The sequence below is a fragment of the Micromonospora sp. CNZ309 genome, from assembly GCF_002846525.1.
Genome location: NZ_PJNG01000001.1, coordinates 5178198 through 5192292 on the forward strand (window position 1 = coordinate 5178198; position 14095 = coordinate 5192292).

Below are 14095 nucleotides of genomic sequence, written 5' to 3' on the forward strand. Positions count from 1 at the left end.
GTGGGCAACGGCTTCGTCGTACCGGCGATCGTGGCGGTCACCCTGGTCACCGTCGGCATCGGCTTCTACGGGCTGCGGCTGGCGCGTACCACCTCCGACTTCCTGGTCGCCTCACGGGTGATCAGCCCGACCTGGAACGCCGCCGCGATCGGCGGGGAGTACCTGTCGGCGGCGAGCTTCCTGGGGGTCGCGGGGCTGATCCTCAAGTACGGCGTCGACGTGCTCTGGTATCCCGTCGGCTTCGCCGCCGGCTACCTGGCCCTGCTGCTCTTCGTGGCCGCGCCGCTGCGCCGCTCCGGCGCGTTCACCCTGCCGGACTTCTGCGAGCTGCGGCTCGGGTCGCGTCGGCTGCGCGTCCTGGCCACCGTCTTCGTGATCTTCATCGGCTGGCTCTACCTCGTGCCGCAGTTGCAGGGGGCGGGGCTGACGCTGGCCACGGTGACCGGCTCGCCGTACCCGTTGGGGGCCCTGCTGGTGGCCGTGGTGGTCACCGCGAACGTCGCGCTCGGCGGCATGCGCGCGATCACCTTCGTCCAGGCCTTCCAGTACTGGCTGAAGCTGACCGCGCTGGCCGTACCGGCGATCTTCCTGGCGTTGCAGTGGCAGGCCGACGCCCGCCCGGCGGTGACCCCGCCCGACGGGCCGACGTTCCGGACCGCGACCACCGTCGTGGTCGAGCACCGCGCGACCCTCACCCTGCCCGACGGCCGGATCCAGGAGGTACGCCCCGGCGACGAGCTGTCCTTCGCCGCCGGCGACCCGGTGCCGGAGGTCCCCGGGGTGGCCACGGATGCCGCCGACTGGCTGCTGCCCAGCACCGCCGGGGACGACGACCGTGGTCTGTTCGCCACCTACTCGCTGATCCTGGCGACGTTCCTGGGAACCATGGGGCTGCCGCACGTGCTCGTGCGCTTCTACACCAACCCGGACGGCGCCGCCGCCCGCCGCACCACGCTGGTGGTGCTCGCCCTCGTCGGGGCGTTCTACCTGCTGCCCACCATCTACGGGGTGCTCGGCCGGATCTACACCCCGCAACTGCTGGTGACCGGGCAGACCGACGCGGTGGTGGTGCTGCTGCCCGGCGCCGCGCTCGGCGACGGCACCACCGGCCGGCTGCTCGCCGCGCTGGTCGCGGCCGGCGCGTTCGCGGCCTTTCTCTCCACCTCGTCGGGGCTGCTCACCAGCGTCGCCGGGGTGATCTCGACGGACGTGCTGGGGCGGGGCTCGGTACGCGGCTTCCGCCTCGCCACGGTGATCGCCGGGGCCGTGCCGGCGGTCCTCGCCCTCAACCTCGCCGACCTGGACGTGTCGCAGGTGGTCGGGCTGGCCTTCGCGGTCGCCGCGTCCAGCTTCTGCCCCCTGCTGGTGCTCGGCATCTGGTGGCGGGGCCTGACCGACCTCGGCGCCGCCGCCGGGATCCTGGTCGGGGGCGGCGCGGCGGTCGCGGCGGTGCTGGTCACGGTGCTCGGTCCGCCACTGTCCGGCTGGCCCGCGACGCTCACCGCGCAGCCGGCCGCCTGGACGGTGCCGCTCGCCTTCACCGTGATGGTGGCGGTCTCGGTGGCGACCCGCCGCCGGGCGCCGGCCGACGTCGGCGCGACCATGCTCCGCCTGCACGCCCCGGAGGCGCTGCGGCTGTAGCGCGCCGGTCGGACCCGGGTACGACTCGGGGATGACCGGGGATCATCCTGCGGCCGGAGCGCCGGCTGGTCCGGGCCGGATACGGTCGACGCATGACTGCTGAGCACCCGGCGCTCTCCCTGCGTGGCCTGGCGAAACAGTTCGACGGCAAGGTCGCGGTGGCCGGTGTCGACCTCGACGTGCCGGCCGGTTCCTTCTACGGCCTGCTCGGCCCGAACGGCGCGGGGAAGACCACCACCCTGTCGATGGCGGTCGGGCTGCTCCGGCCGGATGCCGGCGGCGCGTGGGTGCTCGGTCACGACGTCTGGGCCGACCCGGTACGGGCGAAGCAACTGCTCGGCGTGATGCCCGACGGCGTACGGCTCTTCGACCGCCTCAGCGGCGCGGAACTACTCGCGTACCACGGCCTGCTGCGGGGGATGGACCCGGCGGTGGTCGACCAGCGGGCCGCGGAGCTGCTGGACGTGCTCGCGCTCGGCGACGCCGGCCGGACCCTGGTGGTCGACTACTCGGCGGGCATGAAGAAGAAGATCGGCCTGGCCTGCGCGCTGCTGCACGGGCCCCGGCTGCTGGTGCTGGACGAGCCCTTCGAGGCGGTCGACCCGGTCTCGGCCGCGCTGATCCGCGACATCCTGCACCGGTACGTGACCGGGGGCGGCACGGTCGTCTTCTCCAGCCACGTGATGGAGGTCGTCGAGCGGCTCTGCTCGCACGTGGCGATCCTCGCGGCGGGCACCATCAAGCGGGTCGGCCCCATCGCCGAGGTGCGCAACGGCCGCTCGTTGGAGGAGGTCTTCGTCGAGGTGGTCGGCGGCCGCACGGCGACCGGCGAGGAGTTGGCGTGGCTGTCGCAGTGAGTGGACCGACCGTCTCCGCCGCGCCCGCCCGGCCGGTCTCGGCCCGGCACTTCGTCCGGCTCAAGCTGCGGGTGATGGGCAACAACTTCCGGGGGCAGGCCTGGCGGGTGGCGCTCTTCGTGGGCGGCGCGGTGTTCGGGCTCTGGTTCGCCGCCACCGGCTTCTTCCTCTTCGCCGCGCCCGGGCTGGCCGGCGAGAGCCGCTACGCGCTCATGGTGGCCGCCTTCGGCGGTGGCCTGACGGTGCTCGGCTGGCTGCTGCTGCCGCTGGTCTTCTTCGGGGTGGACGAGACGCTGGACCCGGCGAGGTTCGCGCTGCTGCCGTTGCCCCGCCGCACGCTCGTCACCGGGCTCTTCGCCGCCGCCTTCGTCAGCGTCCCCACGATCGCGGTGCTGCTGGCCCTGTGCGGCCTGGTGGTCACGGCCGGAGCGCTGGGCGGCTGGTCGGCCGCCGTGGTCGCCCTCGTCGGGGTGGTCGCCGGGCTGCTGCTATGCGTGGCGGCGGCACGGGCCGTGACCAGCGCCTTCGCCACCGCCCTGCGGTCCCGCCGGGTCCGTGACCTGGCCGCCGTGCTGCTCGCCGTACTCGCGGCGCTGATCGGGCCGTTGCAGCTCCTCGGCGTCGCCGCCCTCGGCGACGCCGACTGGGACCGGCTCGACGGGGTGGCCGAGGTGGTCGGCTGGACCCCGTTCGGGGCGCCCTGGACGGCCGGCATCGACATGGCCGAGGGCCGCCTCTGGGCCGCGCCGGTGAAGCTGCTGATCACGGCGGCGACGATCGTCGCGCTGCTGGCCTGGTGGTCCCGCTCCCTGGAGTCCGCCATGGTGGGTGCCGCCAGTGCCGGGCCGGTCCGCGCCCAGCGCGGTACGACCGGCGGGGCGGTCGCACAGCTCTTCCCGAGGGCGGTCGGCTGGGCCCGGCGGGACCGGTTCGGCGCCCTCGTCGCCCGGGAGGCCCGCTACTGGTGGCGGGACGCCCGACGCCGGGCCAACCTGATCACCGTCGCGGTCGTCGGTCTCTTCGTACCGGTCATGGTCAACGTGGGCGGCTCGGGCTTCACCATCGACAGCGCCGAGGGGTTCAACGCCAGTCTCGACCCGTCCCCGCTGCTGTCGAGCGTGTCGATGCTCTTCGTCGGGCTGCTCGCCGCCGTCACCGTGGCCAACCAGTTCGGTTTCGACGGCAGCGCGTACGCGGCGAACGTGGTCGCGGGCGTCTCCGGCCAGCAGGAGCTGCGGGCCCGGATGGCCGCGTTCTCGCTCTACGTCCTGCCGATGCTGGTGGTGATCTCCGTGGTCGTCGCGGTGGTCCTCGGCGAGCCTGGCTGGATCGGGCTGATGGCGGGCACCCTGTTCGCCACGTACGGCGCGGGGCTGGCGGTGAACTGCTTCGTCTCGGTGCTGGGGGCGTACTCGCTGCCGGAGACGAGCAACCCGTTCGCGTTGAACACCGGTGCCGGCATCGCGAAGAGCTTCCTCACCCTGCTGGCGATGCTCGCCACGGCGGTGGCGGCGGTGCCGATGGTGGTGGCCGCCGGGCTGCTCGGCGACGTCTGGCTCTGGCTGGCCCTGCCGCTCGGGGCCGCGTATGGCCTGGGTGCGGCGCTGCTCGGCGCGTACCTGGCGGGCGACGTGCTGGACCGCCGGATGCCGGAGCTGCTCGCCACCGTGACCCCGCGCCGCTGACGGCGGGCCGGCGCCGGCGACGTTCGCCAGCCCGGCGGGCGCGGAAGGCGGGCCGGCGCACTCCGGACGCGGTGGTTGCCGGTCGGCGGCACAATGGCCTGATGCCCGTCGTCGAAGCGGTGGTCACCGTGCCGGTCCCGCCCGAGCTGGCCTTCGTGGTCTCCCAGACCACGGCGCCGGTGCGCTACCGGTGGGACCCGTTCGTCCGCGAGCAGCACTTCACCGACGGGGCGACCCGGCCCGGCAAGGGCGTGCGCACCTTCACCCGGTCCCGGCACGGCCTGGCGATGGTCAGCGAGTACGTCTCCTGGGCGCCGCCCAGCCACGTCGGCATGAAGATGGTGCGCGGGCCGTGGTTCTTCGAGATGTTCGCCGGCGGCTGGCGCTTCGCGCCCGCCCCGGAGCCCGGCTCCACCGTCGCCACCTGGCGGTACAGCTTCCGCTGCCGGCCCGCGTTCCTGCGCCCGGTCGCGGAGCGGATCGGCTCCTGGCTGCTCGGCCGCGACATCCGCCGCCGGATCGCCGGGTACGCCGCCGGCTGCACGGACCCGGAGGTGCTGGCCGCCGCCCGCCGCTCCCTGGCCGCCGACGACTGACCCCTCCAGCGCACCCCGACGAGACCGAAGGAAACGGCCCCTGGAGGGGCGCAGAACGTCCAAGATCAAACCAGCCGACCTGAGGGGGGTCCGTGTCGGTAGGTCAGCGGGTGAGCCGCACTGCGAACTTCCACTCGCCGGGGGCCACATCCGGGCCCGTCGGGGCGGGGCAGGCCGCACAATGTTTCACGTGAATCATGAGCCGGGTGCCGAGATCCACCACACCGACCCGTTCGCCGTGCCCGCCGGCCAGCGCTCGCCCGTACGCCGGCTGCGGGGTCGGCTGGCGTCGCCGGTGACGCTCTGGACGGCGCCCGAGCCGGCGGGCCTGACGGTCTCCTCCACGCTGGTCGCGGAGGGTGAGCCGGACCGGCTGCTCGGCCTGGTCGACCCGGAGTCCGACCTGTGGGCGGCGGTCGAGTCCGCCGGCCGCTTCGCGGTGACCCCGCTCGGCCCGGCGCACCGGCAGCTCGCCGACCGGTTCGCGGGCCTCTTCCCGTCCCCCGGCGGCCTGTTCGCCACCGGCGCGTGGACCGACACCCCCTACGGTCCGGTGCCGGCCGATGCCGGCGGCTGGGCGGGGTGCCGGCTCGACTCCGCCCGCGAGTACGGCTGGGGCCTGCTGGTGGAGGCCAGCATCGAGGCGGTCGAGCTGGCCGGGGAGACGGACCCGCTGCTGCACTACCGGGGCCGCTACCGCGAGCTGACCTGACGACGGCGGCTCCGGGCCGGCCTGACGGCGGCACCGCATCCCGACGGCCGGGCGACCGCTCGGCGGGTCGGCACCGCGCCCGCTACCGGTGAACGGAGTGAGCTGGGTCACTCGGCGCACCCACCGTGCCGTTCGGCGCAGCCGCCGACCGACGTCGATCTCGCCCTTCCCCGGCGGGGAGCGCGCTTTCTACCGTGCGCGAAACTCCCCACGCCTGTGAAGGTGGTGATCCACAAATGTCCACGGACACACCCGCGTCCACGCCGTCGGCCTCGGCGGCGGAGCGGTACCTGGCCGTACAGCGGTCGGACGAGTTCGCCGGGTTGCGACGCACGCTGCGCGGCTTCATCTTCCCCATGACCGTCGCGTTCTTCCTGTGGTACGCGCTCTACGTGATCCTGTCCGCGTACGCGCGGGACTTCATGGGCACGAAGCTCTTCGGCAGCAACATCAACGTCGCCCTCGTCTTCGGCCTGCTCCAGTTCGTCTCCACCTTCCTCATCGCCTGGCTCTACTCCCGGTTCGCCGACCGGAAGATCGATCCGGTCGCCGACCGGATCCGCGCCGAGATCGGGGAGGTGGGCCATGAACACGGTCCTCGCGGCTGAGGCGGGCGACACCACCGCCCGCAACCTCACCATCGCGCTGTTCCTGGTCTTCGTGGCGGTGACGCTGGCCATCACCATCTGGGCCAGCCGGCAGACCAAGACGGCCACCGACTTCTACGCCGGCGGGCGCTCCTTCTCCGGCTTCCAGAACGGCATGGCCATCGGCGGCGACTACATGTCGGCCGCGTCCTTCCTCGGCATCGCCGGCATGATCGCCCTGTACGGCTACGACGGCTTCCTCTACTCGATCGGCTTCCTGGTCGCCTGGCTGGTGGCGCTGCTGCTGGTCGCGGAGCTGCTGCGCAACTCCGGCCGCTACACGATGGCCGACGTGCTGGCCTTCCGGATGCGCCAGCGCCCGGTGCGGACCGCCGCGGCCGTCTCCACCATCACGGTGTCGATCTTCTACCTGCTGGCGCAGATGGTCGGCGCGGGCGCGCTGGTCGCGCTGCTGCTCGGCATCAAGCCGGGCACGACCTTCCTCGGCATGGACGCCGACACCGCCAAGGTCGCCACCATCATCATGGTCGGCGCCCTCATGATCGTCTACGTCACGGTGGGCGGCATGAAGGGCACCACGTACGTGCAGATCGTCAAGGCGTTCCTGCTGATGGGCGGCGCGCTGGTGATGACCCTGCTGGTGCTGGCGAAGTACAAGTTCAACCTGTCGTCGCTGCTCGGCGACGCGGCCGCCGCCTCCGGCAAGGGGGACGCCTTCCTCGAACCGTGTCTGCGCTACTGCCAGGAGGTGGCCGGCAACCCGACGCAGACCTTCTACAACAAGGTAGACCTGCTGTCGCTCGGCATCGCGCTGGTGCTCGGCACCGCCGGCCTGCCGCACATCCTGATCCGCTTCTACACCGTCCCGACGGCGAAGGCGGCCCGCAAGAGCGTGCTCTGGGCGATCGGCATCATCGGCACCTTCTACCTGCTCACCCTGGCCCTCGGTTTCGGCGCGGCGGCCCTGGTCGGCAGTGAGGCGATCACCGCGCAGGACAAGGCCGGCAACACGGCCGCGCCGCAGCTCGCCGAGGCGCTCGGCATCGACTTCCTCGGCGGCGACCTGGGCGGCGCCACCCTGCTCGCCATCATCGCGGCGGTCGCCTTCGCCACCATCCTGGCGGTGGTGGCCGGCCTGACCCTGGCCTCCTCGTCCAGCCTGGCGCACGACTTCTACGCCAACGTGATCAAGGACGGGAAGGCGTCCGAGCGGCAGGAGGTCAAGGTCGCCCGGGTCTCCGCCCTGGTGATCGGCGCGATCTCGATCGTGCTGTCGATCTACGCGCAGAACCTGAACGTGGCCTTCCTGGTGGCGCTGGCCTTCGCGGTGGCCGCCTCGGGCAACCTGCCGGCGATCCTCTACAGCCTGTTCTGGCGGCGGTTCAACACCTCGGGCGCGGTGTGGGCCATCTACGGCGGCCTGCTCTCCGCCGTACTGCTGGTGTTCTTCTCGCCGGTGGTCTCCGGCGCGCCCACCTCGATGTTCCCCGAGCAGGACTGGCAGTGGTTCCCGCTGTCCAACCCGGGCATCCTGTCGATCCCGTTCGGCTTCCTGTGCGGCTGGATCGGCACCGTGATCTCCAAGGAGCACGACGAGGAGAAGTACGCGGAGCTGGAGGTGCGCGCCGTGACCGGCGCCGGCGCCCACTGACGGCCGACAGCGGTGCGGAAGGGGCCCTCGGCGACGGGGGCCCCTTCCTTGCGCCGGGACGGCCCCGGGCACTCGGTAGGCTGACCGGCATGAACGCTGTCGCCCGTTTCGGACCCGGTCACCGCATCCTCGTCACGGGCGGCGCCGGCTTCGTACCGTCGCATCTGGTGGACGCCCTGATGGCCCGCGGCTGCACCGTGGTCGCGCTCGACAACTTCGTCACCGGGTCGAAGGAGAACGTCGCCCACCTGCTGGACGAGCCGAACTTCACCCTGGTCGAGGCCGACATCTCCGACGGCCTGCCGACCCACCCGGCGCTGGCCGAGCGGTTCGACGCCATCCTGCACATGGCCTCGCCGGCGAGCCCGACCGACTTCGAGAAGCTCCCGGTGGAGATCCTCCGCGTCGGCTCGGTGGCCACCCTGCACCTGCTGGACCGCGCGGTCGCCGACGGCGCCCGCTTCCTGATGGCCTCCACCTCCGAGGCGTACGGGGACCCGAAGGAGCACCCGCAGCGCGAGTCGTACTGGGGCAACGTCAACCCGATCGGCATCCGCAGCGTCTACGACGAGGCGAAGCGCTTCTCCGAGGCGGCCGCCATGGCCTACCACCGCAGCCGTGGGCTGGACACGGCCATCGTCCGGATCTTCAACACGTACGGCCCGCGGATGCGCCCGGACGACGGCCGGGCCATCCCGACCTTCATCTCCCAGGCACTGCGCGACGAGCCGATCACGGTGCACGGCACCGGCAACCAGACCCGCTCGATCTGCTACGTCTCCGACCTGGTGCGCGGCATCCTGCTGCTGCTCGACTCGCGCGAGACGGGGCCGATCAACTGCGGCACCGAGCACGAGATGAGCATGCGGGAGCTGGCCGAGACGATCGTGATGCTCACCGGCAGCGCCTCCGAGGTGACGTACATCACCCGCAGCGCCGACGACCCGGAGATGCGCCGGCCGGACCTGACCCTCGCCCGCGAGCTGCTCGGGTACGAGCCGACCGTGGCGCCCGAGGACGGCCTGCGCCGCACCATCGAGTACTTCCGCGAGCGGATGGTCTAGCGGGCGTGCCAGCCGTCGGCGCACACGTCGGCGGCGCTTCAGGGCGATGGTGGCCGCGCGTACGTACCCTGAGTTACATGTCAGCGACCATGCCCGCCGGAGTTCCCCTCCCGCACCTGCACCGCAGCGCCGGGCGCGCCTCGGTGCCCGGCTCCGGCCGGGACGCCGGCCGCGCCCGGCCGGCCGAGGCCCGCTGGTCCCCGACGGCAGACGAGCCACGGGCCGGCGGCCCGGGCGGTCCCGCGGGACCGGGCGGACCGGCCGGCCCCGGCGGACCAAGCGGCCCCGGCGGACCGGACCGGCCGGGCCGCCGCGGCGTCCGCCCCCGTTGGGGCCGCATCGCCCTGGTGGCCGGCGTGGCGGTGCTGGTGCTCGCGCTGCTCGGCGGCGCGGGCGCGTGGTTCTACGCCCGCGGCCTCAACGACGACCTGGCCCGCACCGACCCGTTCTCGGAGATCACCGGGGGCCGCCCGGCCAAGGCGGTGGACGGTGCGCTGAACATCCTGCTGGTCGGCAGCGACTCCCGGGACCCGGACGCCCCGGTGGACAAGTCCAGCAAGTGGCGGGCCGACACGATCATCGTGATGCACATCCCGTCGGACCACCAGAAGGCCTACCTGGTCTCCATCCCCCGCGACCTCTACGTGCCGATCCCGGAGAGCGCCAGCGCGGACTGCGGCTCCGGGCAGCGGGGGAAGATCAACGGGGCCTTCGCCTTCGGCGGGCTGCCGCTGGCCGTCCGGACGGTCGAGTGCTTCACGGACGTGCGGCTCGACCACGTGATGGCGATCGACTTCGCCGGCTTCAAGCAGGTCACCGACGCGCTCGGCGGCGTCGACCTCAAGGTCGAGCGGACCGTCACCTCGATCCACAAGCCGTACCGGACGTTCACCAAGGGCACCAACCACATGGACGGCGCCGAGGCGCTGGACTGGATCCGGCAGCGCAAGCAGTTCCCGGACGGCGACTTCGCCCGGATGCGCCACCAGCAGGAATTCCTGCGCGCCCTGATGGACAAGGCGGCGAGCACGGGCACGCTGACCAATCCGAAGAAGCTGAACGACTTCCTCAAGTCGGTGACCGCCGCGGTCACCGTCGACCAGGGTTTCTCGCTGGTCGACATGGGGGTGCAGTTCCGCAACCTGCGCGGCGAGAACCTGACCTTCGTGACCAGCCCGCACGTCGGCAGCCAGACCATCAACGGGGAGTCGGTGGTGGTGTCCGACAAGGAGAAGGCGCTGACCATGTACAAGGCGATGTCGGCCGACACCATGACGGCCTGGGTCGAGGCCAACCAGAAGAAGGACGGCACCGGAAACTGACCAGCTCCAGCCGGCCGGCCCTCCCGTGATCGACGAACGTCATCACGATTCGGAGGGCCGGCCGACCGCTTCCTGTGAGCCAACCGCCGACCAGCCGTATCGATCTGTCCGTTCGGTCAGTTCTCCTGGATGACGGCCGTACGAACGGTATTTGACGGTCGGACGACCTCGCCAGGACGGGAAAGCGTCCGTAAAGTGATCCCGCCCCCTGACAACGCGAGCTGGAGCACGCATGCCGGTTCAGACCAGCCGTCGCCCTCCGGCGCTGGAGTCCCCCCGTGGCCCGGTCCGGGCCTCCACGAGCATCCCGAAGCAGCCCGTCAAGGGCGGCAAGCCCGGTGGCGGGTCCGCGAGGAAGCGGGCACGCCGCAAGGACCCGCTCTGGGCCCGACTCACCCTGATCTTCGGCGCCGTGCTGATGGTGGCCAGCGGCGCGGCGATCGTCGGCAGCAAGGCCCTGATCAGCAGCGCCACCGGCAACATCGCCCAGCGCAATCTCCTCGGTGACGCGGGCAAGACCGACGCCGAGGGTGGCGCCAGCCTGGACGGCCCGATCGACATGCTGCTGCTCGGCGTGGACGCCCGGGAGCGGTGGGCCGCCGACGACGTGCGGGCGGACAGCATCATCGTGCTGCACATCCCGGCGACGCACGACCAGGCGTACCTGATCTCGATCCCCCGGGACACCGAGGCCCAGATCCCGGCGTTCAAGAAGAGCGGCTACTCGGGCGGCACCGACAAGATCAACGCAGCGTTCCAGGCCGGCGCCCGCAACGGCGGCGGCTGGGAGGGCGGCGCCCAGCTGATGGCGCAGACGATCAAGAAGATGACCGGCATCAGCTTCGACGGCGCGGCGATCATCAACTTCGGCGGCTTCAAGAACGTCATCGACGCCCTCGGCACGGTGCGCATCTGCGTGAAGCAGGAGGTCGAGTCGATCCACATGTCGTACGTGGACGGCAAGCCGATGTGGAACGCCGACGCGAAGAAGACCGGCAAGCAGCGGACGCCCGTGGTGCACAAGAAGGGCTGCCGCGAGATGGAGGGCTGGGCGGCGCTGGACTACTCCCGGCAGCGCAAGAGCCTCAAGAACGGCGACTACGACCGGCAGCAGAACCAGCAGCAGCTGATCAAGGCGATGGCGAGGAAGGCCACCCAGGACGGGACGCTGACCAACCCGATCAAGCTGAACAAGCTGATGGACGCGGCCGGCAAGGCGTTCATCCTCGACACCGGCGGCGTGCCGGTCGCCGACTTCGTCTTCACCATGCGTGGGGTCACCGGCAACGACCTGGTGATGCTGAAGACCAACGGCGGCACCTTCCACAGCGACGGCACCCGCGAGACGCTCAGCGCGCAGACGCTGGACATGTTCCGCGCGGCGAAGCAGGACAAGCTGGCCGAGTTCGTCTTCGCCAACCCCGAGGTGGTCTCCAACCGCGAGTAGCCGGGCCCGACCGGGGATGCCGCCCCGGCGGGGGTCGCCGCCGCACGCGGGGACGCCGCCCCGGCAGGTCGCGGCACGCGGGGTCCCGGCTGGCGGGCCGGGCAATGTCGGCGAAGCGGCCCGGGCCGGGCAATGTCGGCGAAGCGGCCCGGGTCGCCCCGGTCGCCTCGTAGCCTGACGTGAGAAGAGTTCACGTACGGGTCGCGGGGAGGCGTCACGTCCAGATCGGCGGACGACGGCCGGAGCCGGGGGGTCGCTCACCGGGCCGCCCGGCCGCGCCGCGTCCGCTGGCCCCGGCTGCTGCTCGGCCTGGGCGTGGCCCTGGTGCTGCTGGCCGGGCTCGCCGTGGCGGGCCTGCGCACCCTGACCGACCGCTACGAGCGCAGCGTCGTGCGGGAGCAACTGCTCGACCCCACCGCCCGCCAGGAGCGCACCGACCCCGACGGGCCCCTGAACTACCTGCTGGTGGGGACCGACCGGTGGCAGAGCGGCAGCGCGGCGGACCGCCGCTCGGACACCATCCTCATCGTGCACGTCCCGGCCGGCGGGCGCGAGGCGTACCTGGTCTCCGTGCCCCGGGACCTGCTCGTCGCCATCCCCGCCGGCAACGGCTACGGCGGCGGCCAGGACAAGATCAACGCGGCGTACGAACACGGCGGGGGCGGCCAGCCCGGCACCCGGCTGCTCTCGGCCACCCTGGCCCGGCTGACCGGCATCCGCTTCGACGGCGCGGCCCTGATCGACTTCTCCGGCTTCCGCAAGGTCATCGACCTGCTCGGCGGCGTACGCATGTGCGTCGACACCGAGGTCCGCTCGATCCACACCGATCGCGTCTTCCCACCCGGCTGTCAGCAGATGGACGGCGGTGAGGCGCTGGACTACGTCCGGCAGCGCTACGACCTGCCGGGCGGCGACTACGACCGGCAGACCCACCAGCAGCAACTGCTCCGGGCCGTACTGGAGCGCACGAGCGAGACGTCGCTGCGGACCAACCCGGTCAAGCTGGACCAGGTGATCCGCGCCGTCGGCGGCTCATTGACCGTGGACACCAACGGCGTACCGCTGGAGGAACTGGTCCTCGCGCTGCGCGACCTGCCGGCCGACGCGCTGCGCGGTGTGCAGGTCCCCTCCCACCCACAGACCATCGACCAGGTGTCGTACGTGGTCCTCGACAACGGCGGGAACGGCCTCTTCGAGGCGGTACGCGGCACCCGCGTACCGGACTGGGCGCGGACCAACCCGCGCTGGGTCACCCGACTGTGACGCCGGGGACCGGCCCGCCGACGGCCGGCCGGGCGAGGATCTAGGCTTGGCCCGTGTTCGGATCCCAGGTTCCCACCGTGACCGTGACCGAGATCGCCGACGACGCGTACCTGCTCGACGTCCGGGAGGACGACGAGTGGAACGCCGGCCACGCCCCCGGCGCGCACCACCTGCCGATGATGGAGCTGCCGGCCCGCATCGCCGAGGTGCCGACCGACCGCGACGTCGCCGTCATCTGCCGCTCCGGCGGGCGCTCCGCGCAGGTCGTCACCTACCTCATGCGCAACGGTTGGGACCAGGTGCGCAACGTCGAGGGCGGGATGGGCGAGTGGGCCGCCGCCGGGCGACCGGTGGTCGGCGAGGACGGACAGCCGGGCCGGGTCCTCTAGGACGGGCGGGATGGACGCCCCTCTCGTCTTCGCCCACCGCGGCGCCTCCCACGACCTGCCCGAGCACACCCTCGCGGCCTACCTGCGTGCCCTCGACGAGGGCGCGGACGGGCTGGAGTGCGACGTCCGGCTGACCCGCGACGGTCACCTGGTCTGCGTGCACGACCGTCGGCTCGACCGCACCAGCAACGGCCAGGGGCTGGTCAGCGCGCGTACCCTCGCGGAGCTGGAGGCGCTGGACTTCGGCTCCTGGCACCCCGGCTGCGCGCCCGCCGACGGCGACGAGGTGCTGGACGAGTCGCACACCCGGCTGCTCACCCTCGAACGGCTGCTGGAGGCGGTGCTGGCCGCCGGCCGGCCGGTGCGGCTGCTGGTGGAGACCAAGCACCCCTCCCGGTACGGCGGCAACGTCGAGCGCCGGCTCGTCGCGCTGCTGCGCCGCTACGGCCTGGCCGAGCCGAAACCGGACGATCCGGTACGCGTCACCGTGATGTCGTTCTCCCCGCTGGCCGTACGCCGGATCCGGGGGCTGGCCCCCGCGCTGCCCACGGTGCTGCTGCTGGACGTGCTGCCGCGCTGGGTGCGGCTTGGGCGGCTGCCGTTCGGCATCCGGACCGCCGGCCCCGGCGTCGCCCTGGTGCGGGCCCGCCCGCAGCTGGTGCCCGCGCTGCGGGCGGCGGGCAACCAGGTCTACGTGTGGACCGTCAACGAGCCGGCCGACCTGGACCTCGTCCTGGCCGCCGAGGTGGACGGCATCATCACCGACCGGCCGGCGCACACGCTGGCCCGCCTGGGCCGCTGACCGGCGTGGCACCGGGCGGCGGACCGGTCGGGCAGGCGGCCGCCGGGCGGCAGCCCGC

The 14095-nt window shown here is 72.5% G+C and carries 12 protein-coding genes and 1 pseudogene; all 13 read left to right on the forward strand.

From position 1 onward, the window contains the following. The 13 genes and pseudogenes from CLT72_RS21855 to CLT72_RS21915 all read left to right on the forward strand — a co-directional run bounded on the left by CLT72_RS21855 (window position 1) and on the right by CLT72_RS21915 (window position 14037). Window positions 1-1641: a sodium/solute symporter gene (locus CLT72_RS21855; protein WP_101413367.1), complete on the forward strand. Its 1641-nt coding sequence runs from the start codon at window positions 1-3 to the stop codon at window positions 1639-1641. 92 nt (window positions 1642-1733) lie between these two features. Further along, the gene (locus CLT72_RS21860) at window positions 1734-2498 is read left to right on the forward strand and encodes an ABC transporter ATP-binding protein (RefSeq protein ID WP_101413368.1); all 765 of its coding nucleotides are present in this window, start codon (window positions 1734-1736) and stop codon (window positions 2496-2498) included. Beyond that, the gene (locus tag CLT72_RS21865; RefSeq protein ID WP_101413369.1) at window positions 2483-4183 is read left to right on the forward strand and encodes an ABC transporter permease; all 1701 of its coding nucleotides are present in this window, start codon (window positions 2483-2485) and stop codon (window positions 4181-4183) included. Before CLT72_RS21860 ends, CLT72_RS21865 begins: the two co-directional genes overlap by 16 nt. A 101-nt stretch (window positions 4184-4284) precedes the next feature. Continuing rightward, the gene (locus CLT72_RS21870) at window positions 4285-4779 is read left to right on the forward strand and encodes an SRPBCC family protein (RefSeq protein ID WP_101413370.1); all 495 of its coding nucleotides are present in this window, start codon (window positions 4285-4287) and stop codon (window positions 4777-4779) included. 166 nt (window positions 4780-4945) lie between these two features. Then, window positions 4946-5491, forward strand: a pseudogene (locus tag CLT72_RS21875) (flavin reductase family protein); the annotation flags it as partial. Between the two features lie 236 nt (window positions 5492-5727). After that, window positions 5728-6099 (forward strand): DUF485 domain-containing protein, encoded by a 372-nt coding sequence (locus CLT72_RS21880; RefSeq protein WP_101413372.1) that lies wholly within the window; start codon window positions 5728-5730, stop codon window positions 6097-6099. Beyond that, window positions 6077-7750, forward strand: a complete 1674-nt coding sequence (locus CLT72_RS21885) for a solute symporter family protein (protein ID WP_101413373.1) — start codon at window positions 6077-6079, stop codon at window positions 7748-7750. Before CLT72_RS21880 ends, CLT72_RS21885 begins: the two co-directional genes overlap by 23 nt. 89 nt (window positions 7751-7839) lie before the next feature. Beyond that, window positions 7840-8814, forward strand: coding sequence for a UDP-glucuronic acid decarboxylase family protein (locus CLT72_RS21890; RefSeq protein ID WP_101413374.1), 975 nt, complete (start codon window positions 7840-7842; stop codon window positions 8812-8814). A gap of 77 nt (window positions 8815-8891) precedes the next feature. Next, window positions 8892-10136, forward strand: a complete 1245-nt coding sequence (locus tag CLT72_RS21895; RefSeq protein ID WP_101413375.1) for an LCP family protein — start codon at window positions 8892-8894, stop codon at window positions 10134-10136. A gap of 232 nt (window positions 10137-10368) precedes the next feature. Then, window positions 10369-11583 (forward strand): LCP family protein, encoded by a 1215-nt coding sequence (locus CLT72_RS21900; RefSeq protein ID WP_101413376.1) that lies wholly within the window; start codon window positions 10369-10371, stop codon window positions 11581-11583. Between the two features lie 315 nt (window positions 11584-11898). Continuing rightward, window positions 11899-12846: an LCP family protein gene (locus CLT72_RS21905; RefSeq protein WP_434089807.1), complete on the forward strand. Its 948-nt coding sequence runs from the start codon at window positions 11899-11901 to the stop codon at window positions 12844-12846. A gap of 53 nt (window positions 12847-12899) precedes the next feature. Continuing rightward, a complete protein-coding gene (locus CLT72_RS21910; RefSeq protein WP_101413377.1) occupies window positions 12900-13235 on the forward strand; it encodes a rhodanese-like domain-containing protein in 336 nt (111 codons plus the stop codon). A 10-nt stretch (window positions 13236-13245) separates the two neighbouring features. Further along, window positions 13246-14037 (forward strand): glycerophosphodiester phosphodiesterase family protein, encoded by a 792-nt coding sequence (locus CLT72_RS21915; RefSeq protein WP_101413378.1) that lies wholly within the window; start codon window positions 13246-13248, stop codon window positions 14035-14037. The last annotated feature ends 58 nt before the right edge of the window (window positions 14038-14095 follow it).

What these genes read in the sequence shown, in the direction of transcription:
- CLT72_RS21860 (WP_101413368.1), top strand. Translation starts at nt 1,734, where the DNA reads ATGACTGCTGAGCACCCGGCGCTCTCCCTGCGTGGCCTGGCGAAACAG.
- CLT72_RS21870 (WP_101413370.1), top strand. Translation starts at nt 4,285, where the DNA reads ATGCCCGTCGTCGAAGCGGTGGTCACCGTGCCGGTCCCGCCCGAGCTG.
- CLT72_RS21880 (WP_101413372.1), top strand. Translation starts at nt 5,728, where the DNA reads ATGTCCACGGACACACCCGCGTCCACGCCGTCGGCCTCGGCGGCGGAG.
- CLT72_RS21885 (WP_101413373.1), top strand. Translation starts at nt 6,077, where the DNA reads ATGAACACGGTCCTCGCGGCTGAGGCGGGCGACACCACCGCCCGCAAC.
- CLT72_RS21890 (WP_101413374.1), top strand. Translation starts at nt 7,840, where the DNA reads ATGAACGCTGTCGCCCGTTTCGGACCCGGTCACCGCATCCTCGTCACG.
- CLT72_RS21895 (WP_101413375.1), top strand. Translation starts at nt 8,892, where the DNA reads ATGTCAGCGACCATGCCCGCCGGAGTTCCCCTCCCGCACCTGCACCGC.
- CLT72_RS21900 (WP_101413376.1), top strand. Translation starts at nt 10,369, where the DNA reads ATGCCGGTTCAGACCAGCCGTCGCCCTCCGGCGCTGGAGTCCCCCCGT.
- CLT72_RS21915 (WP_101413378.1), top strand. Translation starts at nt 13,246, where the DNA reads ATGGACGCCCCTCTCGTCTTCGCCCACCGCGGCGCCTCCCACGACCTG.